The sequence below is a fragment of the Xanthomonas arboricola genome (assembly GCF_002940665.1).
GTDB classification, from domain to species: Bacteria; Pseudomonadota; Gammaproteobacteria; order Xanthomonadales; family Xanthomonadaceae; genus Xanthomonas; species Xanthomonas arboricola_B.
The window spans coordinates 999,127-1,024,605 of the sequence record NZ_MIGY01000003.1 but is presented as its reverse complement, the minus strand read 5'-3'; the positions used below and the strand labels follow the sequence as shown (position 1 = coordinate 1,024,605).

Here is a 25,479-nt window from a genome sequence, read left to right as displayed (position 1 = left end):
TCATCGGCCCAGTGCCGAGAGCCATTCGATGACCTACAACGTTTCTGCGTCCATGAAGGCCGGCCTGCTGGCGCTGGTGTTGACCACTCCGATGGCACTGCTCGCACGCGCCGACACCGCACTGCCGGCGGCAGCCACACCCGACCAAGCCACAGCGACCAAGCTGGTCTATGGCCTGCTCTCCGATAGCCGCTATGCCTACCGTCCGCGCACGCTGGACGAGGCCATGACCAAGGACGTGTTCAAGCGCTATCTGGAAACCCTGGACGGCAGCAAACAGTTCTTTACCCAGACCGACATCGCCGGCTTCGCTCCGCTGGAAGCAGGCGTGGGAGATGCGCTGCGCGGTGGCAAACTGGATCCGGCGTTCCAGGTGTTCTCGGTCTACAAGAAGCGCGTCGACCAGCGCGTCAAGTACGCGCGCGACCTGCTCAAGCAGGACTTCGATTTCGCCGGCAGCGACAAGTTCGAGTACGACCGCAAGGACGTGCCGTGGGCTGCCGACGACAAGCAGCTGGACGTGCTGTGGCGCCAGTCGGTGATGAACGACTGGCTGCGCCTGAAGCTGGCCGGAAAGAAGCCCGAAGACATCCGCAAGACGCTAGACAAGCGCTACGCGGCGCTGGCCGATTCGGTCAACGAGTTGAAGGCCGAGGACGTGTTCCAGTTCTTCGTCAACGCGTACACCAATGCGGTCGATCCGCACACCGATTACTTCACGCCGCGCACGGCCGAAAACTTCAATCAACAGATGTCGCTGTCGCTGGAGGGCATCGGCGCGCAGTTGCAGAAGCAGGACGACATGGTGGTGATCCGTGAGGTGATCCCGGGCGGTCCGGCGGCGGTGGACGGCACGCTCAAGCCAGGCGATCGCATCGTCGGCGTGGGTCAGGCCAAGAACGGCGCAATCGAGGATGTGATCGGCTGGCGCATCGACGATGTGGTCGCCAAGATCCGCGGCAGCAAGGACACCCAGGTACGCCTGGAGTACATCCCGGCCGAGTCGGGCATCGACGGCAAGCACCGCACCGTGACGCTGACCCGGCAGAAGGTGCGTCTGGCGGAGCAGGCCGCCAAGGGCGAGACCATCACCCTGCCGGCCAAGGGCAGCGAGCCGGAGCGCCGCATCGGCATCATCAAGCTGCCGGGCTTCTATCAGGATTTCGAAGGCCGTCGCCGCAACGCGACCGACTATGCCTCGGCAACGCGCGACGTCGCCAAGCTGCTGGCCGGCTTCAAGACCGACAAGGTCGACGGCGTGGTGCTGGACCTGCGCAACAACGGCGGCGGTTCGCTGGACGAAGCGATCGAGCTCACCGGTCTGTTCATCGAGCAGGGCCCGGTGGTGCAGGTGCGCGAATCCGGCGGCCGGGTCACCGTCAATGGCGACAGCAATCCCAAGGTTGCCTGGGATGGTCCGCTGGGCGTGTTGATCAATCGCGGCTCGGCCTCGGCGTCTGAGATCTTTGCCGGTGCCATCCAGGATTATGGTCGCGGCCTGGTGATCGGCGAGACCAGCTTCGGCAAGGGCACCGTGCAGAACATCGTCGACCTGGACCGCTGGCCGGCCGCAGAGGGGCAGCGCTATGGGCAGGTCAAGCTGACGATCGCGCAGTTCTTCCGCGTCAGCGGCTCCAGCACCCAGCACAAGGGCGTGGTGCCGGACATCGCATTCCCGGCAAGCGTGGATGCCACCGAGTTCGGCGAGAGCACCTACGACAATGCGCTGCCGTGGACGCGCATCGCTGCCGCGCCGCATACCCAGTACGGCAACTTCGCGCCGCTGCTGCCCAAGTTGCAGGGCCTGCACACCGCGCGTATTGCCACCGACAAGGAATTCCAGTGGTGGGAAGAGGACGTCAAGCAGTTCCGCGATGAAAAGGCCAAGAAGTACATCTCGTTGAACGAAGCCGAGCGCGTTGCTGAGCGTCAGAAGCAGGATCAGCAGCGCAAGGATCGCCAGCAGGTGCGCAAGCAGCTGGGCCTGCCGCTGGATCCGCTTGGCGACGACAGCGACGACGGTCTGACCGGCAACGAGCGCGATATCGTCAAGGACACCGCGCGCGAAAAGGCCGCAGAAAAGCGTCCGGACCCGTTGCTGCACGAATCGGCTGCCATCCTGGCCGATGCGCTGGGCCTGCTGTCGCAGGACCAGCCGTTGTCGGCGCAGGTGTTGCCGCAGTCGACCGCACCGGGACGTTGGGCCGATTGATCGTTCGCCGAACAGCTGGCGACGACATCAGCTTGAAGTACAAGAAACGCCACCGCATCGCGGTGGCGTTTTTGTTGGCCGCCCCCTTCCTATGGGCGACTGCACGAGCGGTTTGACGGATGATTGATTGCCGGCTGCCGTGCCTGCGTGCCGTGCAAGGTTCCATTGCGCCCAACGTGGCTTTACGTCAGTGCCTGCCAGACGCCTTGCAGGCCGAGCACCAGCAAGGTGATGAAAAAAAAGCGCCGGAACGCCTCGGCGGAAATGCGATTGCGCACCCAGGCACCCAGCCACATGCCGATGGCGGTGGGCAACAGCGCCCACAACGACGGGGCGATTGCCGCGCCGGGTAGCGCACCGTGCCACGCCAGGGCACTGGCCAGCGCCAGCGTCGCAACGCCGAAACACCAGCCCAAAGACCGGATCAGCAGATCGCGCGGGAGTTGCAGTGCGGTGAGGTAGGGCAGTGATGGCAACACGAACACGCCGGTGGCGCCACTCAACAGACCGGTGGCCAGTCCGGCCAGTGGCCCTGCCCACGGTTCATGGCGCGCCTGCATAGTCCAGTGTCGGCGAGCCAGCCCAAGCAAGGCATACAGTCCCAGCAGTGCGCCCAATCCGGCGCGGACCAGGGTGGGATCGGCGCCTGCCATCACCCCTGCGCTGAGCCAGGTGCCGAGCGTCACGGTTGCCAGCAATGGCCACAGACGTCGCAACAGGATTCGGGTATCCGGCCCCCAGGCTTGCTGCACGTTCGTTACCAGCGAGGGCAGCGCCAGTAACGTCGCTGCCTCGGCGGGCGTCAGCCACAGACCGAGCAGCCCCATGGCAACGGTCGGCAAGCCCATCCCGGCCACGCCCTTGACCCAGCCAGCCACCAAAAAAATGCCCGCGATCAGATACCAGTGGGTGTGCAATGTCTGCATGCCGCCAAGGATCCGGGCTGGCCCCGCGCCAGACAATGCGTGATTGTTTGATGCAGGCTTCGGTTGAGCCGAAGGCTGGGACATGGGAGCGTGGAGAGATCCATTGCCCGGCCGGCCCGTCTGGTGGACGGCCAATGCACCATGATTGACGTACGCGTGCTTGTGGAGCGGCCATGCATCTGGAGTTTGTCGATTTACGATTGTTCATCGCGGTGGTCGAGGCGGGCAGCATCACTGCCGGTGCGCAACGCGCGGCGTTGTCGTTGGCGGCTGCCAGCGCGCGGATTCGTGCGCTGGAGTCGCAGGTGGGCGCCGCACTTCTGGAACGCGGGCGACGCGGGGTCAGCCTGACCCCGGCCGGTGGCGTGTTGCTGCGGCACGCACGGCAATTGCAGCGGCAGACCGAGGCGTTGCAGCTGGAACTCAGTGCCTACGGTGGCGGTGGGCAGGTGACGCTGCGGCTGGCGGCCAATACCGCGGCACTGTCGGCATGGCTGCCCGAACGGTTGGCGGATTTTCTCATCGCACATCCGCAGCTGGATCTGGCGTTGACCGAGCAGGGCAGCGACGACGCTGCCGATGCGGTGCGCGAGGAACGCGCCGACATCGCCGTGGTCGCAGGCCATGCCGATGTCGGTGGGCTGCAGGTGCTGCCGTTCCGTGAGGATCGGCTGGTGCTGGTGATGGCTGCAGCGCATCCACTGGCCGGCGCCGCGACGCTGCGGTTGAGCGAGCTTGCAGGAATGGACACGCTGGGGCTGGCCGGCGACAGCGCCTTGCAACGGCATCTGCGCGTGCAAATGAACCGCGCCGGCGTGCAGTTGCGCACGCGTGCAAAGGTACAAGGCATCGACGTGTTGTGCTGCATGCTTGCGCAAGGCATGGGCGTGGCGATTCTTCCGCACGCTGCAGTGCAGCGCTCATGCGTGCGCGATCAGCTGGTCATGGTGCCATTGGACGAAGCCTGGGCACCTCGGCAACTTTCGATCGTGCTGCGTCACGAGCCTGCGTCGACCATGCTGCAAGCACTGGTGGATTGGCTGCAACGCGACTGACCGCCTGCGTAGCGTCAGGCAGGCCGGCTTGGTGAGAGTGCCGCGTCGTCGGCGCGCTCAACGCGGCCAGGCGAATTCGGCCAGCACCGGATAGTGATCGGACGGCAATACGCCGCCGGGGCGATTATCCAGCGTGGAAAAGCGTGTCGGTGCCAGGCCGCGGAACAGGATCCAGTCGATGCGTCGGGTCGGTTGCGTGGTGAAGTCCTGGAAGGTTTTTTCCGGGCCTTGCGGCTCGGGTGCGCGGGCGCGTGCATCGCCAAGCGTGGCGGTGAGGACGCGGTAGGTGCCTTGGTCAGGATCGCTGTTGAAGTCGCCGGTCAGCACCACCGGAATGTCGGCCGGCAGCGTCGCGATGCGCGACAGGATCAGGCGCGCGCTGTGCTCGCGGGCCGCCTCGTCCTGGTCGCGGTGGGCGAAGTGCGTGTTGAGCAAATAGAAGCGGCGTTTGTCGCTACGGCGCTCGAACAGGGCCCAGGTCACCATGCGCGGCAGGTCGGTATTCCAGCTGCTGCTGCCGGGGACCTGTGGCGTTTCCGACAGCCAGAAATCGCCCGATTCCACCACCGACAACGCGCGGCCGTCGTAGAACACGCCCATGTGCTCGTCGTTGCCGCTGTCGCCGCCGCGGCGGCCCTTGCCAAACCAGCGGTAATCAGGCAGTTGCGCAGCCAGATACTGCGCCTGTTCCTGCACCAACTCCTGCGTCCCGAAGACGTCCGGGTGCGCTTGTTCGATCAATGCCACCATCGCCGTGCGGCGCACGCTCCAGCGCTTGTCGCCATCGGTATCCACCGGCACGCGCACATTGAACGACATCACCCGCAAGGGTGCGGGTGCAGGTGCAGCCAACGCAGGCAAAGCGATGCACAGCAGCGCGAGTGCGGCGACCAGGGAACGTGAGATAGCGCGAACGGACAGGCGTGGCATGCAGGCGGATTCCTCGAGGACCAATCGGCGAGTCTAATCGGCATGCATGACCGACATGTCATCGCCACACTGCACACGCTTGACGTCGTCGCGCATCGGCGTAGCATTTGCACCACGCCGCCGGATAGACCGATGGCTGCCTACTCAACCGTGAGGGATTCTCATGGCACCGCAGTACGACTATCTGGTGTTTATCGGGCGTTTCGAGCCCTTTCATAACGGCCACGCCGCCGTCGCCCGCCACGCGCTGGGCATGGCGGACAAGCTCATTGTATTGATCGGCTCTGCCGACACGCCCCGTACCATTCGCAATCCGTGGACCGTCGCCGAACGCGCGGTGATGATCGAGTCTGCATTGCCGGGCGAGAGCCAGCGGCTGATCCTGCGCCCGTTGCGCGACCATCTGTACAACGAAAGCCTGTGGATTGCCGAGGTACAGCGCCAGGTCGCCGAGGCCGTGCAGGCCGATGGCGGCACGCTCGATGCACGCATCGGGCTGATCGGCATGGACAAGGACGCCAGCAGCTATTACCTGCGCGAGTTTCCGCAGTGGTCACTGGAAGATGTGCAACATACCGCCACGCTGTCGGCCACCGAATTGCGCCGCTATCTGTTCGAGGCCGGCGAGATCGGCTTCCACGGTGGGTTGCTGATGCTGCGCGGCAATGTGCCGGCGCCGGTGTACGACATGCTGGAAGCGTTCCGGCGCAATTCGCCGAGCTACGCGCAGCTGGTGGCCGAGTACCGTTTCATCGAGCAATATCGCGCTGCCTGGAAGGACGCGCCGTATCCGCCGACCTTCGTCACCACCGATGCGGTGGTGGTGCACTCGGGCCACGTGCTGCTGGTGCGTCGTCGTGCCGAGCCGGGCAAGGGTTTGTGGGCGTTGCCAGGTGGTTTTGTCGGACAGGACGAAGGGCTGCTGGACGGCTGCCTGCGCGAGCTGCGCGAGGAAACCCGGCTGAAAGTGCCGGTGCCGGTGCTCAAGGGCTCATTGCGCGGGCGCCAGGTGTTCGACCACCCCGAGCGCAGTCAGCGTGGGCGCACCATCACGCATGCGTTTCATTTCGAGTTCCCTGCCGGTGAACTGCCTGCCGTACGCGGTGGCGACGATGCCGACAAGGCGCGCTGGATTCCGCTTGCCGAAGCGATGGCGATGGGGCCGCGCCTGTACGAAGATCATCTGCATATCCTCGAATTCTTCCTGGGTCGCGGCTGAGGGCGACAACGATTGCGTGCCGCCACCCACCGAAGACGGCCACTCGCAATCTTGGATCGGCTCGAACCGTAGCCCCCCGCCGGCGGACAGACCGCCGGTTCACTCGACGCGAAGGAGCTTCCGTCATGCATTACCTCGATAACCTGCTGCTCAACACCGACAGCTACAAGGCCAGCCACTGGCTGCAGTATCCACCCGGCACAGATGCGGCGTTTTTCTATGTCGAATCGCGCGGTGGCGTCTACGAGCAGACCGTGTTCTTCGGCCTGCAGTCGATCCTGAAAGAGGCCATCAACCGGCCGGTGACGCACGCCGACATCGACGATGCTAAGGCCTTGCTGGCCGCGCATGGCGAGCCGTTCAACGAAGCCGGCTGGCGCGACATCGTCGATCGTCTCGGCGGGCAGCTGCCGATCCGCATCCGCGCCGTGCCCGAAGGCACGGTCGTGCCCACGCACAATGTGTTGATGACGATCGAATCCACCGATCCCAAGGCGTTCTGGGTGCCGTCGTACCTGGAAACGCTGCTGTTGCGCGTGTGGTACCCGGTGACGGTGGCAACGGTGAGCTGGAAGGTCAAGCAGGTCGTACGCGACTACCTGCAGCGCACCAGCGACGATCCGGAAGGGCAGCTGCCGTTCAAGCTGCATGACTTCGGCGCGCGTGGGGTATCCAGCCTTGGCTCGGCCGCGCTTGGCGGTGCCGCGCATCTGGTGAACTTCCTCGGCACCGATACCTTGTCGGCGTTGTTGCTGGCGCGTGCGCACTACCACACGCCGGTGGCGGGATATTCGATTCCCGCCGCCGAGCACAGCACCATCACCAGCTGGGGCCGCGAGCGCGAGGCCGATGCGTACCGCAACATGCTGGCGCAGTTCGCGCGTCCCGGCTCGCTGGTGGCGGTGGTATCGGACAGCTACGACATCTACCGCGCGATCCGCGAGCATTGGGGCACCACCTTGCGCGAGGAGGTGATTGCCTCCGGTGCGACGGTGGTGATCCGCCCGGATTCGGGCGACCCGGTGGACGTGGTCGAGCAATGCCTGCTGTTGCTGGACGAGGCGTTCGGCCATCAGCGCAACGGCAAGGGCTACAAGGTGCTCAACCATGTGCGGGTGATCCAGGGAGATGGCATCAATCCGCAGTCGCTGCGCGCGATTCTCGAGCGTATCACCGCAGCCGGGTACGCCGCCGACAACGTCGCCTTCGGCATGGGCGGTGCGCTGTTGCAGAAGGTGGACCGCGACACCCAGAAGTTCGCGCTGAAGTGCTCGGCGGTGCGCGTGGACGGGCAATGGATCGATGTCTACAAGGATCCGATCACCGACAAGGGCAAGCAGAGCAAGCGCGGTCGATTGACGCTGCTGCGCGACCGTGGCAATGGCACTTATCGCAGCGCGTTGCTGGATGAAGTGGACGCGCATGCCGGCAGCGAAGATGCATTGGTGACGGTGTGGGAGAACGGCGTCATGCAGCAGGAGTGGACGTTGCAGCAGGTGCGCGCCCGTGCCGACGACGCGCGTGGCTGACGTTCACCACGCGGGCAAGGGCATGCATGCCTCCGATGACGATTCACTGCTGTCTGCATCGCCGCTGTTGGCCGGATTGCGCGCCGCCGCGCCCAGCCTGCGGCGGCGCGTGCCGCAGCAGAGCGAGAGCGGCAGGTGGCATGCGCTGCGCATCGGCGAGCGCGTGTATCGGGCAGCGTTGCCGATCACCCTGACCCCGTATGCCTCGGTACGGCCATGTTCGGCACGCTGCGGCTTCTGTTCGGAAAACCTGCGCCAACACCAAGGTGGCCTGGCGGCAGCGATGCTGCGGCCGGGACCGGACTACTTTGCGCAGTTGCGCGCTGCGTTGCAGCTGCTGCACGAGGTGCCGTTGTCGTATTCGTTGTCCGGCCTGGAAATGACCGACGATCCGCACTGGTTGCAGACCCTGCTGCAGACCCTGGCGACGACGCCCAACGGCCCACGCGTGGAGCAGCGCGTGCTGTACAGCAATGGCGCCGGCTTTGCGCGCGCGCAGGCAGCGCAGTTGCTCGATGCCCTGGTCGACTTCGGCTTGTCGTGGATCGAGCTGTCGCGCCACCATCCGCTGCAGGCCGGCAACGACGCGATCATGCGCTTTCGTCCCGACGAACCCATTGCCGATGCGGCCATTTTCGCGCGGGCGGCGCAACGCATCGCAGCGCGCCTGCCGGTGCGGCTGGTCTGCATCGTGCAGCGAGGTGGCGTGGACACTGCCGATGGCGTGGCGCAGTACATCGCGTGGGCGCGCCGCTGTGGCGCCACGCAGGTGATCTTCCGCGAGTTGTCGCGTCTGAACGATGCGTACCGCAGCAATGGCACCTGGCGTTACATCGCGCAGCACCGCATCGGCATGGAAAGCCTGTTGGCGAGCTGCATGCAGCAGCCGTGGTGGTCGCGTTGGCAAGCAGACGGCATGACCGAGGGCTATTACTTCTGGAATCTGCGCATGCGCAGCGAAGACGGCCTGGAAGGGGTGTTCGAAAGTGCCGACTACGCGGCCATGCACGCACGCCACGCCACCGGCGACCTCTACAAGCTGGTGTTCTTCGCCAACGGCCGTCTGTGCACGGGTTGGGACCCGGATGCCGATGTGCTGTGGGAACCGGCCGATGGATGAACTCGATCAGCGCAGCTGGTGGACGCCGACACCGGATGACCCGTCCTGGGCACTGCCCGAGGATCTACGCGCTACCGATCCGCTGGGCGGGCGCGATTGTGGCTGGGTCAATCAGATGCGCCCGTTCGTGCGGCACTTCAGCGTGCCGGGCGCACAGGTGTTCGACCCGTTCTGTGGATTCGGCAGCACGCTGCTGGCGGCAACGCTGGAAGGGCGCGGCGCGCATGGCATGGAAATCGATGCCGCACGTGCGCAACTGGCACGCACGCGTCTGCAACGGCACGGTGTGCAGGCGCCGGTCGTGGTCGGTACGCTGGTCGACACCGCGCCCGCTGCGGCGATCGATCTGTGCCTGACCAACGTGCCGTACTTCGGTTGCCACTGGCGCGGTGCGGCATTGCCGGGGCAGCTGTATGCCAGTGCCGATTACGCCGGCTACCTGTCCGGCATGCGGGCGGTCTTGCATGCGTTGCGCAAGCGGCTGCGGCCGGGTGGCTTCGGGGTGGCGATGGTGGAAAACGTCGTCGTCGGCGGGCGGGTGATCCCGCAGGCATGGGATCTGGGGCGGATCCTTGCCAGCCTGTTCACCCTGCACGAGGAGCGGGTGCTGTGCTACCAGCGGCCGGGTGCAGCGCTGGCGCCTGCTGGCACGCACAGCAATCGCAGCCACGAGTACGCACTGATCTTCCAGCACCGCCGTGCGCGGCTGGACCTGCAGCAGGCAGCGCAGCTGCTGCAGGCGCTACGGGCAAACGGCCTGCCGGTGGAGGTGCACGGCAGTTACGCGCGCTGGTTGCAGGCGCCGGCGTCGTTGCCGGAGGGGCCGGCGGATCTGGACCTGATCGTGCAGGCCGAGCAGCCGCTCTGGGACCGCCTCACCGTCTGGCTGCAGGCGCAGGGATTCGCCTTGAGCCTGTGGGGCGAGCCGTGCCGGTCGCCGGTCACGCTGGCGGCGGTGCGTGCGCACCACTATCTGCGCGCCGAGCGCATCGGTGCAGACGGCAGCCGCCTGCAGCTGGACCTGCAATTGCCAGCGGATGAACCGCCGTTGCCCTGATCGGCAACGCGACGCCGCGCGCACAGCGGTTGCCGCTATGCTCTGTGCCGGTTCTGGATGCCGGAATTTTCCCATGTCTTGTTCTTCCCTGATTGCGCGCGGTGCCCTGCTTGGCGCGCTGGCAACCCTGGCTGGCTGCGGTGGCAGCAAGGGCGACACGATGCTGATGCGCGAGTCGTTCAATTCCGACGACACCTATTCGCGCAGTGTGGCCTCGACCTCGCCGCAGGCCTGCGAGGCCGCGCGCCGGGTGTTGTTGAGCCAGGGCTATGCGGTGACGCGTGCCGATGCCGCTGCGGTGGAAGGCAGCAAGAACTTCCAGCTCAAGGAAGCCGAGCAGAGCGAGCAACTCAATCTGCGCATTTCCTGCGCCACGCAGGACGGCGGCCAGGCGCAGGTGTTCGTCAGCGCATTGCAGGACCGTTACGCGCTGAAGAAGAGTTCGACCTCGGCCAGCGTCGGAGTCGGCGTGCTCGGCTCGTTGTCGTTGCCGGTCGGCAGTAGCGGCGATTCGCTGGTGCGCGTGTCCAGCACCACGGTGCAGGATGCGGCCTTCTACAAGCGCTTCTTCGAGCGACTGAATTCGTATCTGCCCAAGGTCACCGAAGCGGTGCCTGCGGCTGCAAACGCTGCCCAGGCGCCGCAAGTGCATACCACGCCCCCGGCACCGGCGGCCGACGCCCGGTGGGGTGAGACGGCGGTTTCGCCCGCCACACCGGCAAGCGCGCCGCAACCCGCTGCAACGCCGGTCGCCCAGCCACCGGTGGCGCCCTTGCCGGTCGAATCCCAGGACCCGCCGCCGACCCCGGCCAAGGTGCCGCAGACCGAACCTGCCGCACAGCAGTGAGAAGATGGTTCAGGCTCCGCTCCAAAGCCTGAATAGCGGGCCGCACGCTTCACGTCGCGTTCTCGATACAGTGGCGAAAGTGCAATCATGATTCGCCGAGTGGGCGAGAACGAAGGAGACCGATGATGAAGATGCGCAATTCCCTGTTGGGTATGTCCCTGATCGGCCTGATGGCGACCAGCACCTTCGTGCAGGCGCAAAGCTATTCGCATCAGCAGCGCTACACCGAAGCAGACGAAGGCCGCAGATTCAATGACGGAACGCGCGTGCGTTGTCGGAATGTGGAAGTGCAGAAGAACTCGACCGATCCCAATCGCATCGGCGGTACAGTCGCTGGCGCTGCGATCGGCGGCCTCCTGGGCAACCAGGTTGGTGGCGGCAATGGCAAGAAGCTGGCAACCGTGGCCGGTGCGGTCGCTGGTGGTGCAGCGGGTCGCACCATTCAAGGCAACCGTCAGCAAGCCAATGGCAATCGTCAGGTGGCGCGCGTCTGCGAACGCCGCTGAAATCGATGCACTGAATCTTGTGAGCCCCGGTCCTGCCGGGGCTTTCTACGTCTGAGGACGCAGCGCCTTGCTGCCGATCTACATCACCTTGTATCGATGAGCGCGTTTCAGAAACCCCGCCTGCGGCTGTGGACGGGATTGATGCGGCGTGCGTCTGCATCCGCATCTGCGCGGCCCAAACCGCGTTCCCGCACCGCATTGCGTCTGTGCGCGATCGCATTGCTCGGTGTGCAGATGTTGCAGGCCGCCGCGGCCACGCCGAGTGAGACTGCGCGCAAGGCGTCTGTGGACTGTGTCGATGCCCTGCTGCGGCGGCTGGGCTGGGATATTCGCAGCGCTGCGGTGCGTGCGCCGGTGGTGCGGCGCGGCGAGCCCTGTACGCGCGGGTCGCTTGCGCAGGCGCGTGCAGCCGGCGATCTGCAGCTGACGCTGCCGGCCAGCTGGAACGCACAGCAACGCGGCGCCGCGCTCCAGGCCTTGCTGGACGATACCGCCACCCAATGCGCGTACGCGTTCGAACTCGGTGCGGCCACGCGGCGTGCAACCACGCAGCTGCAGGACAACCCGGGCTATCGGTTTTCGGCGTTGCAACTGGGCTGGATCGGATTCGGCTGGCGCGGCGCGGCAGCGCAGGGCTGGAGCGGCTTCCGCAGTTTCGGGCGTGGCTATCAACCGCGCGGCAGCAATGCGCAGGCGCTGGAGGTGTTTTATCGCGGCCAGGTGCGCTCCGAATGCGGCGTGGGGCGGCAGGTCGCCCAACTGGCAACGCAGCGCGAACTGTATGGCGATACGGGCTTCGATCAGGTGTTCACTCCGGGCGAGTTGTCGATCGGCACGTTCTTGACCCTGCACGACACCGACAGCATCCTGCTGGGTGCGCATGCCGGCGATTTCTTCGCCGACGGCAAGGCGGTCAGGACCGCGCAGCTGGGGCGCCAGGCATTTATCGGTGCGCCGGGGTTTATCGCGCATGTGTTCGACAAGTCGTCTCTGGACGACATCCACAATCAGGCCGAAAACTTCGTGGTGGTGGACGTCAGCGATGCGGCGGCGCAGGCGCTGGCGCAGCACGGCGGCTTTGCGCACTACGACGCGCTCAACCGGCAGATCTGGGAGCTGGCCAGGGAACTGCGCGGGACGGGCAAGCGTCGCTTCGAGCGGTTGCTGTACGAGCGCGATGCACAACTGCGCGCCACGCTCGACCCGCAGCAGCAGGTGCGCCTGCACACGCTGCAGGGCCTGTTGGATGACCCGTTCTACCAGGGCTTTCTGGTCTACGTGCATCCCAAGGGGATCAAGCCGATCGCCTATCACATAGCGCGCCTGCTCGATCGCAACCCGCGCACGCCGTATGCCATTGATCTGACCTTGCACAATCTGCGCAGCACCTTGTACTGGCGCTGGATCGACTGGCAGTTGCAACAGTGCGGCGCCGGTACCGCGGCGGAACGATCCATTGAGAATTCCGCCACGCCAGCGTACGCCGGGCGTGGCACCCTGCACTGATCAGATCACGAGGAGCGATTATGGAACTGGGTATGGTGGGTTTGGGCCGCATGGGCGCCAACATGGCCGAGCGTTTGGTACACGGCGGACATCGCGTGCATGGCTACGATCCGGGCGAAAGCGCGCGTCGCAGTGCGCAGGCCAAGGGCGTGGTCACTGCCGATGCGCTGGCCTCGCTGGTATCCGCGCTGCCGAGCCCGCGTGTGGTGTGGTTGATGGTGCCGGCGGGCAAGATCGTCGACGACACCCTGGCGCAGCTGCTGCCGCTGTTGCAGGCCGGCGATATCGTCATCGATGGCGGCAATTCGTATTACAAGGATTCGCAACGGCGCGCCGCATTGCTGCATGCCAGTGGTATTGCCTTTGTCGATTGCGGCACCAGCGGCGGCGTCTGGGGTCTGCAGGAGGGCTACAGCCTGATGGTGGGTGGCGACGAAGCGGCGGTGACCACGCTGCATCCGGTACTGGCCACATTAGCGCCGGCAGCGGACAAGGGCTGGGGGCGCGTCGGTCCGAGCGGCGCCGGCCACTTCACCAAGATGGTCCACAACGGCATCGAGTACGGAATGATGCAGGCCTATGCCGAAGGCTTCGCTTTGATGCAGCACAAGACCGACTTTGCGCTGGATCTGCACCAGGTCGCCGAGATCTGGCGCGATGGCAGCGTGGTGCGTTCGTGGCTGCTGGATCTCACTGCCGATGCGTTGGCGCATAACCCGACCATGGCTGGTATCGCACCGTTTGTGGCCGATTCGGGCGAAGGGCGCTGGACGGTTGCCGAGGCGATCGATCTGGAGGTGTCGGCGCCGATCATCACCTTGTCGCTGATGGAGCGGCTGCGCTCGCGCGACAAGGATTCGTTCACCGACAAGCTGCTAGCCGCAATGCGCAACCAGTTCGGTGGTCACGCAGTCAAGACCACGACTGAAGCCGCGCCCACGATCGGCAGCAAGGACGTCTGAGCGGTTGCGCCGACTCCTGCGCGCCTGCATGGCGGGCGCGTAGTGAAACGTCTTTCCATCCACTGCCGGCGTACCCGCTGGCTGATCGCAGTGCGTGTTGATCCAGTGCCCGCACGCGATACCGCAGGACGCGAGCATGCCATGCCGATGCCGCACACCGGTCAGGCGCCCGACACGGCGCACAGTCGTGCATCAGCCGCGTAAAACCGCGCTCGCTCCCTCCAGCCATTGCACCTGGCCCGAGGCGGCGCTGCGTTGCGCCAGCTCCAGCAGCTCCATCACCTGCACCGCGTCGGCACCGCTGACCGGTGCCGGTCCGGTGCCTGCCAGGGCATCGCGAAACGCGGCGTAGCACTGCCGGTAGTCGCCCGGCGTGGTGTCGGGTTGATGGGTATGCACGCGGCCTTCGTCGTCGACGCGGGTCAGCGTGCCCGGAAGCGGGTCCACGCCCCAACCGGCGGTACCGGGGCGGCGTCCGGCGCGTAGCTGGTCCTCCTGGGTGTCCAGCCCGTGCTTGAGATAACTGCCACGGGTGCCGTGCACGGCAAAGCGCAGGCCGCTGTCGGCCACCAGCGAGCCGGCATGCAGGATCACGCGCAGCCGCGGGTAACGCAGGGTGACGTGGAAATAGTCATCGCTGCGCGCCTGGTTGCGCTGGCGCTGCAGGTCCGCGCCGATCGCCTGCGGCATCCCGAACAGCTGCAGCGCCTGATCGAGCAGATGCGGCCCCAGGTCGTACCAGAGACCGGCGCCGGGAACCTCGCTTTCGCGCCAGCGGTCGCGCACCTGCGGCCGGAAGCGGTCGAAGTGCGAATGGAATTCCACCACCTCGCCCAACTGGCCTTCGTCGATCAGCCGGCGCACGGTGAGGAAGTCCGCATCCCAGCGCCGGTTCTGGAACACGCTGACGATGCGCCCGGCCGCGGCGGCTGCAGCCACCAGCTCGCGCGCCTGCGCGGCGTCCAGCGCAAAGGGTTTGTCCACCAGCACATGCTTGCCGGCGGCCAGTGCCTGCAACGCGAACGGCGCGTGGGTCTGATTGGGCGTGGCCAGCACCACCGCGTCCAGCGCAGGATCGGCCAGGGCCGTTTCCAGATCGGCCAGCACGGCCACATCGGGGAAGTCCGCCTGTACCTGCTGCGGTTTTGACGACACCACGCTATGCAGGGCCAGGCCCGGGGTGCCGGCGATCAGCGGGGCATGGAAGGTGCGGCCGACATAGCCATACCCGACGACGGCCAGATTGAACGGTTTAGGCATTGAAAATGGTTCATCGCAACGACGGAGAGGTCTGCATGGTATTGCACGCACCCGTGTGCGCCGGGTTCACAGCCCCTGCATCCGGCAGTCACGTGTGCACGACGAGCGCCATTGCAGACTGCCGCCACATTCACAGGAGGGTACATCCAATGAAGAACATGACACATGCACGCAAGCTGCTTTCCCTGGCACTGTCGCTCGGTCTGACGCTGGGTGCCTCGCAGGCATTCGCCGCGCCGCAGGAGCACGCCGCGCACAAGGATCACGCTGCCGACAACATCAACGAATCCAAGAAGCCGGTGACCGATACCTGGATCACCACCAAGGTGAAGGCCGACCTGCTGGCCACCGATAACGTGTCGGGCACCGACGTCAAGGTCGAGACCAAGAACGGCATCGTCACCCTGACCGGCACGGTTGCCACCAAGGCCGAGCACGACAAGGCCGTGGCAGTTGCCAAGGGCATCGAAGGCGTCAAGAGCGTCAAGTCCACCGGCCTGAAGGTCGTTGCTGCAAAGATGTAATTGCAGCCGTAGCAAATGCCGGGGCAGCCGAGGCGAGGCGGCTGATCCGAGCACCAGGCGCACTCCACGGGGTGCGCTTTTTTTGTTGCCTGTTCGCGACCCAGGCAAGCCGACGGGCGGTAAGCGCTCGCACCATTTTCACGTTTGCTGCACTTATGATATGCCCATTCAGCTATGTCGCCGCGGGAGTGATCAGGCTGAATCGTTAATCTCATCCTGGGCCTGATCGGAGACAATGCCGACTTGCCTTCGGGGCCTTGGCAGCGAGCGGATACAGACCTAGCAATGCAGACGACGGTCCAAGAAGACAGATGGGATCGCTGGCGCCTGCCGTCACTGGCAGTTGCCGTGTTTCTGATTGTGGTGGTGCCGTCGTTGCTGTTGCAGCAGATGGCGCACAACGCCAACCAGGCTGCGGCGTGGGTGTTGCATAGCCAGGAAGTGCAGGAGACTGCCCAGCGCCTGGAAGCGGCAATGCGCGACACCGAATCGGCAGCCCTGATGCGCTCGCACGGCGTGCAGCGTCCGGCCTTGCTGGAGCGGATGCGGCGCGGGCGGCGCGAGTCGCTGGCTGCGGTGCAGCGGCTGATCGTGCTGACCAAGGACAACCCCGCACAGCAGGTGCGGATGGGGCGCATCCAGAGCACGATCGAGCGGCGTCTGTTGTTGGCCGAGCGGATTGCGGTGACCACTGCCCCCGAGCAGATCCGCGTGCTGATTGACGACATGACCTTGAACAACCCGATCCGTGTGCTGATCGACGAGTTGCAGGAGGCCGAGGGCAAGCTGCTGGAGCTGCGCAACACGCGCGCCGACACCGAGCGCGCCCATTACGCCGTGCTGAGCTGGGGCACGTTGGTGGTGCAGTTGCTGCTGCTGGGCACCGTGACCTGGTTGCTGCAGCGGCAGATCCGTCGCCGCCTGGCGGCCGAGCAGGAGTACCTGCGCGCCAACGGCCGTGCGTCGTCGGTATTGCAGACCGTGCGCGAGCCGATCGTGCTGCTGGATTCCAGCCAGCGCATCCTGCTGCACAACCCGGCGTTTGCCGAGTTGTACGGGCTGGACGAGCGCGGCAACGAATCGATGCCGCTGGAAGACGTGGGCGAGGGCGTCTGGCGCGATGCGCAGATCCATCAGCGGCTGGCCGATGTGCTGCTGCGCGGCCGCGAGTTGTGGGACTACGAACACGAGCAGCGCGCCGCCGATGGCGTGCAGCGCACCATGCTGATCAACGCGCGGCGCATGCCGCTGCCGGACACCAGCGACGAAGACGTGGTGCTGATGACGGTCAGCGACATCAGCCTGCAGAAGGCCTCGCAGCTGCGCATCCAGGAGCTCAACCGGCAGATGGAAGGCAAGGTGGAGCAGGTGTCGGAGGTCAATCGCGAGCTGGAGGCCTTCAGCTACTCAGTCTCGCACGATCTGCGCGCGCCGCTGCGCCATGTGGCCGGATTCTCCGACAAGCTGGCGCGCCATCTGGGCGATGCGGCGGACGAAAAATCGCGTCACTACATGGAAGTGATCAGCAGCTCGGCGCGTCGCATGGCGTCGCTGATCGACGATCTGCTGGTGTACTCGCGCCTGGGGCGCAGCGCGCTGCGGCTGCAGGCGGTGGACATGCAGTCGCTGGTATCGGAAACCCGCGCGATCCTGGACTCCAACGTGCAGAGCGAGAACACCGGCCACCGGGTGGACTGGCATATCGCGCCGTTGCCGGTGCTGGTGGCCGACGAGAACATGATGCGCCAGCTGTGGATGAACCTGCTCGGCAATGCCGTGAAATACAGCACCAAGCGCGAGGTGGCCAGGATCGAGGTCACCTACACGCCGATGGCCGACGGCGGCCACCAGTTCAGCGTGCGCGACAACGGCGCCGGCTTCGACATGGAATACAGCGACAAGTTGTTCGGCGTGTTCCAGCGTCTGCACAAGGCCAGCGAATATCCCGGTACCGGTATCGGCCTGGCCAGCGTGCGGCGCGTGCTGACGCGCCACGGCGGCCGGGTCTGGGCCGAAGGCGCGGTCGACGAAGGCGCCACGTTCTATTTTGTGCTTCCACCTGCGCTCGAAGCGCCCAACCAAGAGTTCACTGTATGACCGCCATCCGTACCATTCTTCTGGCAGAAGACAGCCCGGCCGATGCGGAAATGGCCGTCGATGCCCTGCGCGAAGCCCGCCTGGCCAATCCGATCGTGCATGTCGAGGACGGCGTCGAAACCATGGACTATCTGTTGCGTCGGGGCATCTTCGCCGATCGCGAGGAAGGCCTGCCGGCGGTGTTGCTGCTGGACATCAAGATGCCGCGCCTGGACGGGCTGGAAGTGCTCAAGCAGATCCGCAGCGAGGAGTCGCTCAAGCGCCTGCCGGTGGTGATCCTGTCGTCCTCGCGCGAAGAGAGCGACCTGGCCCGCAGCTGGGACCTGGGCGTGAATGCCTATGTGGTCAAGCCGGTGGACGTGGATCAGTTCTTCAACGCAGTCAAGACGCTCGGCACCTTCTGGGCGGTCATCAATCAGGCACCGGAGCTGGACTGACCCATGCTGCATGAGGGGGGCAAACTGGAGCAGCTGAAGATCCTTCTGGTGGAAGATTCACCGGAAGACGCTGAGCTGTTGTCCGACCAGCTGCTCGATGCCGGGCTGGATGCGGCGTTCGAGCGTGTGGACAGCGAACCATCGCTGCGTGCCGCACTGGATGCATTCCAGCCGGACATCGTGCTGTCGGATCTGAGCATGCCCGGGTTTTCCGGCCATCAGGCGCTGCGCCTGGTGCGCCAGAACGGCGCCACGCCCTTCATTTTCGTCTCCGGCACGATGGGCGAGGAAACCGCGGTCAAGGCGCTGCAGGATGGCGCCAACGACTACATCATCAAGCACAACCCGACACGGCTGCCCAGCGCAGTGATCCGCGCGATCCGCGAGGCGCGTGCGGATCTGGAACGTCAGCGCGTGGAGAGCGAGCTGATGCGTGCGCAGCGGCTGGAAAGCCTGGCGATGCTGGCGGCCGGGTTGAGCCACGACCTGCGCAACATCCTGCAGCCATTGCTGATCGTGCCCGACCTGCTGGCCGGACGCACCGACGATCCGCAGCTGCGTCAGCTGGCCAACGTGGTGGCCGAGTGCGGCCGGCGCGGGCATGAGATGGCCGAGTCGATGCTGTCGTTCGTGCGTGGCTCCAACAAGCCGCGCGAGCAGGTGTCGATCGCCAGCCTGTTCCAGGCCGTGCAGATGCTGCTCAAGAGCAGCCTGCCCGACGGCGTGCGCCTGCAGATGGACACGATCCCGCTGGATCTGACCATCGAGGCCAACTACACCGAGTTGCAGCAGTGCCTGCTCAACCTGGGCCTGAACGCGATCCAGGCGATGCCGGGCGGCGGGACGTTGACCCTGTCTGCCGACCGCCATGATGGCGCGCGCGTGCGCATGAGCGTGGCCGACACCGGCGTGGGCATGAGCGAGGACACCCGCGCACGCCTGTTCAGCCCCTTCTTCACCACCAAGGCCGACGGTACCGGCCTGGGACTGATTTCCTGCAAGCGCATCGTCGAAAGCTACGGCGGCAGCATCGTGGTCGACAGCCGCCTGGGCGAGGGCACGCGTTTCGACATGATCGTGCCGATGCGTGCGGCCGCGGGGACGGTTGCCGATCCCGAGCCGCCGCTGGCGTTGGGGCATGGGCAGCGCATCCTGTTGGTGGATGGCGAGGCCACGCGCCTGTCGCTGCTGGGCAACGCCTTGTCCAGCCAGGGCTATCAACCGCAGCTGGCAACCGACGGTGCGGCGGCGCTGCAGCTGGTGCAGCAGCACGCGATGCCGGACCTGGTGATCATCGACAGCGACATCATCCAGCTCTCGGCGGTGAGCGTGCTGTTGAGCATGCAGGAACTGGGCTATCACGGCCCGGCGATCGTGCTCGAAGACGTCGGCGCGCCGCTGCAACGTTCGCATTTCCCGCCGGAACTGCCGGTGCATGTGTTGCGCAAACCGCTGGAAATGCGCCGGGTGTTCCGCGCCGTGGCGCATGCGCTGGAAGTGGCCTGAGGCCAGGGTCTGGCGTACTACGGGCGGGCAGGCCAAGGTGCGCGACGATTGCAACAGTTGACGCCCACGCTGGCCGCATGCGCGAATAACGCATGACCACCGTGCTTCTCAGCCTCGGCAGCAACCTCCAGCCGACCCACTACCTGCGCCTGGCCGTCGACGCCTTGCGCGCGCGCTTCGGCCAACTTGCCATCTCGCCGGCGTATCGCACGCCGGCGGTGGGCTTCGACGGGCCGGACTTCGTCAACAACGCCGTGGCGCTGGACACGGACATGGACCTGCCTGCGCTCGACCACTGGCTGCATGCGCTGGAAGATACGCACGGCCGCGATCGCAGCGGCCCGCGTTTCAGCGACCGCACCCTGGACGTGGATGTGGTGTTCTTCGGCGATTGCATCATCGAAGGCCCCGGGCATCTACGCATTCCGCGGCCCGAGCTCAAACATGCCTTCGTGTTGAAGCCGCTGGCCGATATCGCGCCCGACTTTGTCGACCCGCTGAGCGGACAGACCCTGGCCGCGCTGTGGCAGGCGCATCCCCAGTACGGCATTGCGTTTGCGACGGTTGCGTTGGACGCGGCTCCGGCGCTGGATGTGGCGCGGTAGCGTCGTTGTAGCTCAACTGAGCTGGCGGCCGCCGTCCACATGCAGGGTGTGGCCGGTGACGAAGCTGGCGTCGTCCAGCAGCCAGCGCACCGCCTCGGCGATTTCCTCGGGCGTACCGATGCGTGCCAACGGCGTGCGTGCGAGCAGCGCCTGTTTGGCATCTGCGGATTTGCCTTCGTCCGGCCACAGAATCGCACCGGGCGCGACCGCGTTGACGCGAACCTCCGGTGCCAGCTCCAGCGCGAGCGAGCGGGTGAGCATTTCCAGCGCGCTCTTGGACGCGCCGTACAGCGGGTGGTTGCGCATCGGCTGCTGCGCGTGCAGGTCGGTGAGGTTGACGATGGCGCCGTGGTGCTGGCGCAGCTGCGCGGCGGCAGCCTGGGCGATGAAGAACGGCGCACGTGCATTGATTGCGAACAACTCGTCCCATTGCGCCACCGTCGCTGCGCCGAGCGGGGTGGGATAGAACGCGGAAGCATTGTTGACCACGCCATCCAGGCGGCCGAACGCGGCGATGCAGTCGGCGACCAGCTGCGCCGGCGCCTCCGGCAAGCGCAGATCGGCGTGCAGGGCCTGCGCACTGCCGGCGCGCTGGGCGCACAGCTGCGCTACGCGCGCGCTGAGCGCCTCGCCGGAGCGGTGCCCGTGCAAGGCAACGCGGTGGCCGGCCGCATGCAGTGTGGTGGCGATCTGGGCGCCGATACGGCGGCCTGCACCGGTGATCAACACCACCTTGGAACTGTCTGTCATGGCGTACTCGCTCGGCGTTGCAAAGGGCTCGGCTATCCTGTGCATTGTCCCCGCAACCGGTGCCCGCATGCACGCCGACCTTCCTACTCCCGATCCGGACGCCCTGGCGCATAGCGATCGGTTGGCTGCGCATCTGCGCGCCGAGATCGCCGCCGCCGGTGGTGCGATTCCGTTTTCGCGTTTCATGGAACTGGCGTTGTATGCGCCGGGCCTGGGCTATTACAGCGCCGGCTCCAGCAAGTTCGGCGAGGCTGGCGATTTCGTCACCGCACCGGAGCTGGGGCCGTTGTTCGCGGCCACCGTGTCCGGTGCGCTGGCGCCGGTGCTGCAGCAGCTCGGGCCACAGGCGCGCGTGCTGGAAGTGGGCGGCGGCAGCGGTGCATTCGCCGAAGTCACGCTCAAGCGCCTGCTCGAGCTGGATGCGCTACCGGAGCGTTACGCGATCCTGGAACCCAGCGCCGACCTGCGCGAGCGTCAGCGCGAGCGCCTGGGACGCAGCCTGATCCCGCCGGTCTTCGATCTGGTGGAGTGGCTGGACGGTCCATTCCCGGACGATTGGGATGGGGTGCTGTTCGCCAATGAAGTGATCGATGCATTGCCTACGCCGCGCTTCACGCTGCGCGATGGCGAGGTGTATGAGGAAACCGTGGTGCTGGACGCGCAGCAGCAATTCGCGCGCGGCGAGCAGCCGGCCGATGCCTTGCTGGGCGCGGCGGTGCGGCATCTGGAGCGCTATCTGGAGCAGCCCTTCGCCGATGGTTATCGCTCCGAGTTGCTGCCGCAGTTGCCTTACTGGGTCCAGGCGGTGGCTGGCGGTCTGAAGCGCGGCGCGATGCTGTTCGTCGACTACGGTTACCCGCGTGGCGAGTTCTATCGCGCGCAGCGCGAAGACGGCACCTTGCGCGCGTTCTATCGCCATCGCATGCATGAGGACCTGTATCGCTGGCCGGGCCTGCAGGATCTGACTGCGTCGGTGGACTTCACGGCGTTGGCCGAGGCCGGCACCGGGGCCGGTTTCGAACTGGCCGGATACTGCACGCAAGCGAGCTTTCTGCTCGGCAACGGCCTGGATGCCCTGCTGGCGCAGGCCGACACGCGTACCGACGAAGTGGGGCGCATGCGGCTGCGTGAGCAGATCAAGCGGCTGACCTTGCCCAGCGAAATGGGCGAGCGCTTCCAGGTGATGGGCTTTGCGCGCGATGTCGATTTTGCGCCGGCATTTCTGGCGGGCGATCTCACATGGCGGCTGTGAGCGCGGCGCTGCGTCCATTCCGGCGGCCACGGTTGTGGGTAGGCCTGTGGATCGCCGCAATCCTGATGGTGATTGCGGTATGCATGGGGCCGCCACCAGAGTTTCCGGAACTTCCTTCCAACAGCGACAAGGCCGAGCATTTCTTGACGTTCGCGTTGTTGTGCTGGGGGGCGGTGCAGCTGTTCGCCACCCGTCGCGCGCTGTTGCTTGCGGCGTTCGGATTGGTGCTGTTGGGGATCGGGATCGAGATCGCGCAAGGGGCACTGACCACCAATCGCAGCGCGGATCCGTACGATGCGCTTGCCGATACGTTGGGTATCCTCGCCGGCTTGTGCCTGGCATGGACGCCGCTGCGGTTGGTGATGTTGCGGATCGATCAGCGCATGTTTGGGCCGCGCGGGTAGATCTGTTGTAGAGCAGCTGGTCTGTGACTTTGCTGCAAGGCCCTTGCCCACCCACCCTCGCAGGACACGCTGCAAGTACGTCCATGTAGGCGCTTACGCGGCATCCATGCCGCGTAAGGTCCCGCGACGGTGGGCAGGTAAGGACCAGTCGGGATGGTCGGTATGCAACGTTGAGAGCAGTGCGCGATGGTCGTCCACCTGGCGATTGCGTAGCTTCCAATCTTCGCTCTCAGCCGGGCATGCGGACCGCGCGTTCGCGTAGCCACTTGGTTGCGACCCACTTTTCGCCGGCCAGGACCGGGGCGCCGGCATGCAGGCTGCGTGTCATCGGATGCGGGCGGTCGTAGCTGAAGAACACCGCATTGCCCTTCACCGCAGCGACGTCCAGGTGCGCATCGGGAAAGCGCGTGGCGCCGCCGCGTTCCGGGGTGTTGAGATACATCACCAACGATGCGACGCGCTGACCGCCGGCCTGCAGCAGCACCGGCGTCCCGGCGGCAGCGGGGTCGAAGTAGTCGTAGTGCGGTTGATATTCGGCGCCGGTGGCATAGCGCAAGACCTGCAGTCCTTCGCCGTGGTCCACGGGCCAGTCGAGCAGGCGGGCGATGCGCGCCTCGATGCGTTGGCATAGCGCATCCTGCCCCAGCTGCAGGCACATGCTGTGGCTGGTGCGCGCGGCATGCACGATCTGCGCGCCGTTGTCGTTGTCCACCGTGCGCGAACGCGCTAGGCGTGGCTGCGCCAGTGCGATCAATGCCTCGCATTCTGCATCGGACAGGAAATCGCCCAGCACCACCACGCGCGGCAGCAACAGGCTGACCAGCACGTGCACCTGGCGATCGCCCAGGTCCAGCAACGAGGCATCGTTGTGCTGCAGCACTGCGGGCACACGCACCGGCATCGGCAGGCCATGTGCCTGCGCGTGCTGCTGGATGTGGTCGCGCACCAATGCCTCGACTGCGTCGATGGCGTCCTGTTCGTTCCAGCCTTGATCCAGGAGCGGCTGTAGCGCTTGCTCAGGCAGTTGGCCGGCCACTGCCTGCGCAATGATCCAGTTGCCCAGGGCAGTGGGGATGGGGGTCGAGGTCATCCTTCTACAGTGCATGTCAGTGTGTGGCAGGCATGTGTCAATTGTGTCGTGGTAAGACAAATGACACAGACAGCCCCTATAAAAGTGACGGGGATCTTGAACGTGCTCGCCACTGCAGTGAGCGGAACGCAACCAATTCTTGACGACTCCTCTTCATACCGGACCTTCCTTGACCTGGAGATCAGCCGCATGTCCGTTCGCAATAGCAGCAAGACACTTCTCATGACGTTTGGTACCGCGCTGGCGTTGTCGGCCTGCGGTGGTGGTGCCGATCGTGTCGCTTCGCCCGGCGAGGGCGCATTTCCGCCGGCACCGACGCCGGCCCCCGCACCGACCCCGGCGCCCACGCCTGCACCCACGCCCGCTCCGACACCGACCGGCCCGGCCGCCGATTGCCCGACCGGTTTCTCCAACGTCGGCACCATCGCCAACAACACGCTGCGCGCCTGCCAGCTGCCGGACACCATCAACGGCAACCTGGTGGTGCCGGCACGTGCGGGCACGGCGTATTCGATCAGCGGACGCGTCAACGTGGGCACCGACCGCGGCGGCAACGCCATTGCACCGGCCGCCGGCAGCACGCAGGGCATCCTGACCATCGAGCCGGGCGTGACCCTGTTCGGTTCGGCGGGTAGCGACTACATCGTGGTCAACCGCGGTTCGCAGATCTTTGCCGAAGGCAGCGCCACCGCCCCGATCGTGTTCACCGCGCGCCAGGCGCTTGAGGGCCAGGTTAGCGCCAACACCATCGGCTTGTGGGGTGGCATCGTGGTGCTGGGCCGTGCGGCCATCAACAACTGCCCGGGCACCACGGTCTCCGGTACGCCGGAATGCCAGGCGCAGGTGGAAGGTACCAACGCGTTCTACGGTGGCAACAGCGCCACCGACAACAGCGGCTCCATGCGCTACCTGCGGGTGATGTATTCGGGCTTCGAAATTTCGCCCAACAACGAGTTGCAGGGCATCACCCTGGCCGGCGTGGGCAGCGGCACGCGCCTGGATCATGTGCAGATCCACAATAGCTCCGACGACGGCATCGAATGGTTCGGCGGCACCGTCAACGGCAGCCACATCGTGATCACCGGCGCCGACGATGATTCGCTGGATACCGATGCCGGCTGGAACGGTGCCCTGCAGTTCGGCATCGTGGTGCAGCGCGCCGGTGGCGGCGACCGCATGAACGAGTGGAGCAGCCTGCGCCGTCAGCCGTATTCGCGCCCGAAGGTGGCCAACTTCACCTACGTGGGCAATGCGCGCGCCGGTGCGGCGATCATGCTCAACCAGGGCACGCAGGCCGCGTTCTACAACTCGGTCGTCACGCGTCCGGCCGGTGGCAGCGGTGATGGCCTGGTGTGCTTCAACCTGGCCGATGCCGACACGCTCGGAACCTTCAACTCGGTGTTCTTCGCCTGCCCGACGGCTTTCGGCAGCGACGCGCGTGCGGCCACCCAGTTCGCGGCCGGCACCAACAACGTCGCCAACGGCGTGTCCACGTTGCAGAACACCTTCGTCAATGGCGCCAACGAAAGCGCCGTGCCGGCCTTCCAGGGCTTGAACGGGGTGAGCAGCTTCTTCCAGCAGGTGAACTACATCGGTGGCGTGCGCGATGCCAACGACACCTGGTGGCAGGGCTGGACCTGCGGCCTGACCGCCGATCGTCCCTGCTGAGGCACAGCATCGCAAGG

23 protein-coding genes are annotated in these 25,479 nt (G+C 65.8%); 18 read left to right on the top strand and 5 right to left on the bottom strand.

All coding sequences use genetic code 11. From position 1 onward, the window contains the following. Positions 1-52: 52 nt before the first annotated feature. Positions 53-2,212: a carboxy terminal-processing peptidase gene (locus XarjCFBP7645_RS18180; protein WP_180708334.1), complete on the top strand. Its 2,160-nt coding sequence runs from the start codon at positions 53-55 to the stop codon at positions 2,210-2,212. A gap of 182 nt (positions 2,213-2,394) precedes the next feature. On the opposite strand, the gene XarjCFBP7645_RS18175 is transcribed toward XarjCFBP7645_RS18180, so the two are convergent. Continuing rightward, positions 2,395-3,138, bottom strand: coding sequence for a sulfite exporter TauE/SafE family protein (locus XarjCFBP7645_RS18175; RefSeq protein WP_104538583.1), 744 nt, complete (start codon positions 3,136-3,138; stop codon positions 2,395-2,397). A 173-nt stretch (positions 3,139-3,311) separates the two neighbouring features. Between XarjCFBP7645_RS18175 and XarjCFBP7645_RS18170 the strand changes: the two genes are divergently transcribed. Beyond that, entirely contained in the window at positions 3,312-4,193 is an 882-nt protein-coding gene (locus XarjCFBP7645_RS18170) for a LysR substrate-binding domain-containing protein (protein WP_104538582.1), read from the top strand. 57 nt (positions 4,194-4,250) lie between these two features. On the opposite strand, the gene XarjCFBP7645_RS18165 is transcribed toward XarjCFBP7645_RS18170, so the two are convergent. Beyond that, entirely contained in the window at positions 4,251-5,123 is an 873-nt protein-coding gene (locus XarjCFBP7645_RS18165; RefSeq protein ID WP_104538581.1) for an endonuclease/exonuclease/phosphatase family protein, read from the bottom strand. 163 nt (positions 5,124-5,286) lie between these two features. On the opposite strand from XarjCFBP7645_RS18165, the gene XarjCFBP7645_RS18160 reads away from it, so the two are divergent. The 8 genes from XarjCFBP7645_RS18160 to gnd all read left to right on the top strand — a co-directional run bounded on the left by XarjCFBP7645_RS18160 (position 5,287) and on the right by gnd (position 13,869). Further along, positions 5,287-6,342 carry a bifunctional nicotinamide-nucleotide adenylyltransferase/Nudix hydroxylase gene (locus tag XarjCFBP7645_RS18160; protein WP_104538580.1) on the top strand — a complete coding sequence of 352 codons (1,056 nt, stop codon included), beginning with the start codon at positions 5,287-5,289 and terminating at the stop codon, positions 6,340-6,342. A gap of 125 nt (positions 6,343-6,467) precedes the next feature. Beyond that, a complete protein-coding gene (locus XarjCFBP7645_RS18155; RefSeq protein ID WP_104538579.1) occupies positions 6,468-7,871 on the top strand; it encodes a nicotinate phosphoribosyltransferase in 1,404 nt (467 codons plus the stop codon). A gap of 22 nt (positions 7,872-7,893) precedes the next feature. Beyond that, positions 7,894-8,991: a hypothetical protein gene (locus XarjCFBP7645_RS18150; RefSeq protein WP_104538857.1), complete on the top strand. Its 1,098-nt coding sequence runs from the start codon at positions 7,894-7,896 to the stop codon at positions 8,989-8,991. Next, complete coding sequence (locus XarjCFBP7645_RS18145; protein ID WP_104538578.1) at positions 8,984-10,048, top strand: DNA methyltransferase; 1,065 nt, start codon at positions 8,984-8,986, stop codon at positions 10,046-10,048. Before XarjCFBP7645_RS18150 ends, XarjCFBP7645_RS18145 begins: the two co-directional genes overlap by 8 nt. Before the next feature lie 73 nt (positions 10,049-10,121). Further along, positions 10,122-10,895, top strand: coding sequence for a DUF2242 domain-containing protein (locus XarjCFBP7645_RS18140; protein WP_181126377.1), 774 nt, complete (start codon positions 10,122-10,124; stop codon positions 10,893-10,895). A gap of 125 nt (positions 10,896-11,020) precedes the next feature. Continuing rightward, positions 11,021-11,401 carry a glycine zipper 2TM domain-containing protein gene (locus tag XarjCFBP7645_RS18135; RefSeq protein WP_104538576.1) on the top strand — a complete coding sequence of 127 codons (381 nt, stop codon included), beginning with the start codon at positions 11,021-11,023 and terminating at the stop codon, positions 11,399-11,401. Between the two features lie 234 nt (positions 11,402-11,635). After that, complete coding sequence (locus XarjCFBP7645_RS18130) at positions 11,636-12,907, top strand: hypothetical protein (protein WP_258079582.1); 1,272 nt, start codon at positions 11,636-11,638, stop codon at positions 12,905-12,907. 20 nt (positions 12,908-12,927) lie between these two features. Beyond that, positions 12,928-13,869 (top strand): phosphogluconate dehydrogenase (NAD(+)-dependent, decarboxylating), encoded by a 942-nt coding sequence (gene gnd, locus XarjCFBP7645_RS18125; protein WP_104538575.1) that lies wholly within the window; start codon positions 12,928-12,930, stop codon positions 13,867-13,869. A 192-nt stretch (positions 13,870-14,061) separates the two neighbouring features. Here the strand turns inward: gnd and XarjCFBP7645_RS18120 are convergent, their stop codons facing one another. Continuing rightward, on the bottom strand, positions 14,062-15,129 hold the full coding sequence (locus tag XarjCFBP7645_RS18120) for an oxidoreductase (protein ID WP_104538574.1): 1,068 nt from the start codon (positions 15,127-15,129) through the stop codon (positions 14,062-14,064). Positions 15,130-15,278: 149 nt separating this feature from the next. Between XarjCFBP7645_RS18120 and XarjCFBP7645_RS18115 the strand changes: the two genes are divergently transcribed. The 5 genes from XarjCFBP7645_RS18115 to folK all read left to right on the top strand — a co-directional run bounded on the left by XarjCFBP7645_RS18115 (position 15,279) and on the right by folK (position 20,298). Then, on the top strand, positions 15,279-15,653 hold the full coding sequence (locus XarjCFBP7645_RS18115) for a BON domain-containing protein (RefSeq protein WP_181126376.1): 375 nt from the start codon (positions 15,279-15,281) through the stop codon (positions 15,651-15,653). Between the two features lie 285 nt (positions 15,654-15,938). After that, on the top strand, positions 15,939-17,750 hold the full coding sequence (locus XarjCFBP7645_RS18110) for a sensor histidine kinase (RefSeq protein WP_104538573.1): 1,812 nt from the start codon (positions 15,939-15,941) through the stop codon (positions 17,748-17,750). Then, on the top strand, positions 17,747-18,187 hold the full coding sequence (locus tag XarjCFBP7645_RS18105) for a response regulator (protein WP_016900854.1): 441 nt from the start codon (positions 17,747-17,749) through the stop codon (positions 18,185-18,187). Before XarjCFBP7645_RS18110 ends, XarjCFBP7645_RS18105 begins: the two co-directional genes overlap by 4 nt. Before the next feature lie 3 nt (positions 18,188-18,190). Continuing rightward, entirely contained in the window at positions 18,191-19,693 is a 1,503-nt protein-coding gene (locus XarjCFBP7645_RS18100) for an ATP-binding response regulator (RefSeq protein WP_104538572.1), read from the top strand. Positions 19,694-19,785: 92 nt separating this feature from the next. Beyond that, positions 19,786-20,298, top strand: coding sequence for a 2-amino-4-hydroxy-6-hydroxymethyldihydropteridine diphosphokinase (gene folK / locus XarjCFBP7645_RS18095; protein ID WP_104538571.1), 513 nt, complete (start codon positions 19,786-19,788; stop codon positions 20,296-20,298). 12 nt (positions 20,299-20,310) lie between these two features. On the opposite strand, the gene XarjCFBP7645_RS18090 is transcribed toward folK, so the two are convergent. Then, positions 20,311-21,048, bottom strand: a complete 738-nt coding sequence (locus tag XarjCFBP7645_RS18090) for a pteridine reductase (protein WP_104538570.1) — start codon at positions 21,046-21,048, stop codon at positions 20,311-20,313. On the opposite strand from XarjCFBP7645_RS18090, the gene XarjCFBP7645_RS18085 reads away from it, so the two are divergent. Both XarjCFBP7645_RS18085 and XarjCFBP7645_RS18080 read left to right on the top strand, forming a co-directional pair. Continuing rightward, positions 21,047-22,300, top strand: a complete 1,254-nt coding sequence (locus XarjCFBP7645_RS18085) for a class I SAM-dependent methyltransferase (protein ID WP_181126375.1) — start codon at positions 21,047-21,049, stop codon at positions 22,298-22,300. The two genes, XarjCFBP7645_RS18090 and XarjCFBP7645_RS18085, sit on opposite strands and share 2 nt — an antisense overlap. Beyond that, the gene (locus XarjCFBP7645_RS18080; protein ID WP_104538568.1) at positions 22,288-22,704 is read left to right on the top strand and encodes a VanZ family protein; all 417 of its coding nucleotides are present in this window, start codon (positions 22,288-22,290) and stop codon (positions 22,702-22,704) included. The genes XarjCFBP7645_RS18085 and XarjCFBP7645_RS18080 overlap by 13 nt, the downstream gene beginning before the upstream one ends. Before the next feature lie 229 nt (positions 22,705-22,933). Here XarjCFBP7645_RS18080 and XarjCFBP7645_RS18075 read toward each other — a convergent pair whose 3' ends face one another. Continuing rightward, positions 22,934-23,794 (bottom strand): 2OG-Fe(II) oxygenase, encoded by an 861-nt coding sequence (locus XarjCFBP7645_RS18075; RefSeq protein WP_104538567.1) that lies wholly within the window; start codon positions 23,792-23,794, stop codon positions 22,934-22,936. 189 nt (positions 23,795-23,983) lie between these two features. On the opposite strand from XarjCFBP7645_RS18075, the gene XarjCFBP7645_RS18070 reads away from it, so the two are divergent. Further along, positions 23,984-25,462 (top strand): hypothetical protein, encoded by a 1,479-nt coding sequence (locus XarjCFBP7645_RS18070; protein WP_104538566.1) that lies wholly within the window; start codon positions 23,984-23,986, stop codon positions 25,460-25,462. Positions 25,463-25,479 lie beyond the last annotated feature (17 nt).

Bases quoted from the DNA above. Each gene is read 5' to 3' on its own strand.
- XarjCFBP7645_RS18100 (WP_104538572.1), top strand. From the start codon at position 18,191: ATGCTGCATGAGGGGGGCAAACTGGAGCAGCTGAAGATCCTTCTGGTG.
- XarjCFBP7645_RS18170 (WP_104538582.1), top strand. From the start codon at position 3,312: ATGCATCTGGAGTTTGTCGATTTACGATTGTTCATCGCGGTGGTCGAG.
- XarjCFBP7645_RS18165 (WP_104538581.1), bottom strand. From the start codon at position 5,123: ATGCCACGCCTGTCCGTTCGCGCTATCTCACGTTCCCTGGTCGCCGCA.
- XarjCFBP7645_RS18180 (WP_180708334.1), top strand. From the start codon at position 53: ATGAAGGCCGGCCTGCTGGCGCTGGTGTTGACCACTCCGATGGCACTG.
- XarjCFBP7645_RS18115 (WP_181126376.1), top strand. From the start codon at position 15,279: ATGAAGAACATGACACATGCACGCAAGCTGCTTTCCCTGGCACTGTCG.
- XarjCFBP7645_RS18140 (WP_181126377.1), top strand. From the start codon at position 10,122: ATGTCTTGTTCTTCCCTGATTGCGCGCGGTGCCCTGCTTGGCGCGCTG.
- XarjCFBP7645_RS18090 (WP_104538570.1), bottom strand. From the start codon at position 21,048: ATGACAGACAGTTCCAAGGTGGTGTTGATCACCGGTGCAGGCCGCCGT.
- XarjCFBP7645_RS18160 (WP_104538580.1), top strand. From the start codon at position 5,287: ATGGCACCGCAGTACGACTATCTGGTGTTTATCGGGCGTTTCGAGCCC.
- XarjCFBP7645_RS18075 (WP_104538567.1), bottom strand. From the start codon at position 23,794: ATGACCTCGACCCCCATCCCCACTGCCCTGGGCAACTGGATCATTGCG.
- XarjCFBP7645_RS18150 (WP_104538857.1), top strand. From the start codon at position 7,894: ATGCATGCCTCCGATGACGATTCACTGCTGTCTGCATCGCCGCTGTTG.
- XarjCFBP7645_RS18130 (WP_258079582.1), top strand. From the start codon at position 11,636: ATGTTGCAGGCCGCCGCGGCCACGCCGAGTGAGACTGCGCGCAAGGCG.
- XarjCFBP7645_RS18070 (WP_104538566.1), top strand. From the start codon at position 23,984: ATGTCCGTTCGCAATAGCAGCAAGACACTTCTCATGACGTTTGGTACC.
- XarjCFBP7645_RS18155 (WP_104538579.1), top strand. From the start codon at position 6,468: ATGCATTACCTCGATAACCTGCTGCTCAACACCGACAGCTACAAGGCC.
- XarjCFBP7645_RS18110 (WP_104538573.1), top strand. From the start codon at position 15,939: ATGCAGACGACGGTCCAAGAAGACAGATGGGATCGCTGGCGCCTGCCG.
- XarjCFBP7645_RS18080 (WP_104538568.1), top strand. From the start codon at position 22,288: ATGGCGGCTGTGAGCGCGGCGCTGCGTCCATTCCGGCGGCCACGGTTG.
- XarjCFBP7645_RS18175 (WP_104538583.1), bottom strand. From the start codon at position 3,138: ATGCAGACATTGCACACCCACTGGTATCTGATCGCGGGCATTTTTTTG.
- XarjCFBP7645_RS18145 (WP_104538578.1), top strand. From the start codon at position 8,984: ATGGATGAACTCGATCAGCGCAGCTGGTGGACGCCGACACCGGATGAC.
- gnd (WP_104538575.1), top strand. From the start codon at position 12,928: ATGGAACTGGGTATGGTGGGTTTGGGCCGCATGGGCGCCAACATGGCC.
- folK (WP_104538571.1), top strand. From the start codon at position 19,786: ATGACCACCGTGCTTCTCAGCCTCGGCAGCAACCTCCAGCCGACCCAC.
- XarjCFBP7645_RS18135 (WP_104538576.1), top strand. From the start codon at position 11,021: ATGAAGATGCGCAATTCCCTGTTGGGTATGTCCCTGATCGGCCTGATG.
- XarjCFBP7645_RS18120 (WP_104538574.1), bottom strand. From the start codon at position 15,129: ATGCCTAAACCGTTCAATCTGGCCGTCGTCGGGTATGGCTATGTCGGC.
- XarjCFBP7645_RS18085 (WP_181126375.1), top strand. From the start codon at position 21,047: ATGGCGTACTCGCTCGGCGTTGCAAAGGGCTCGGCTATCCTGTGCATT.
- XarjCFBP7645_RS18105 (WP_016900854.1), top strand. From the start codon at position 17,747: ATGACCGCCATCCGTACCATTCTTCTGGCAGAAGACAGCCCGGCCGAT.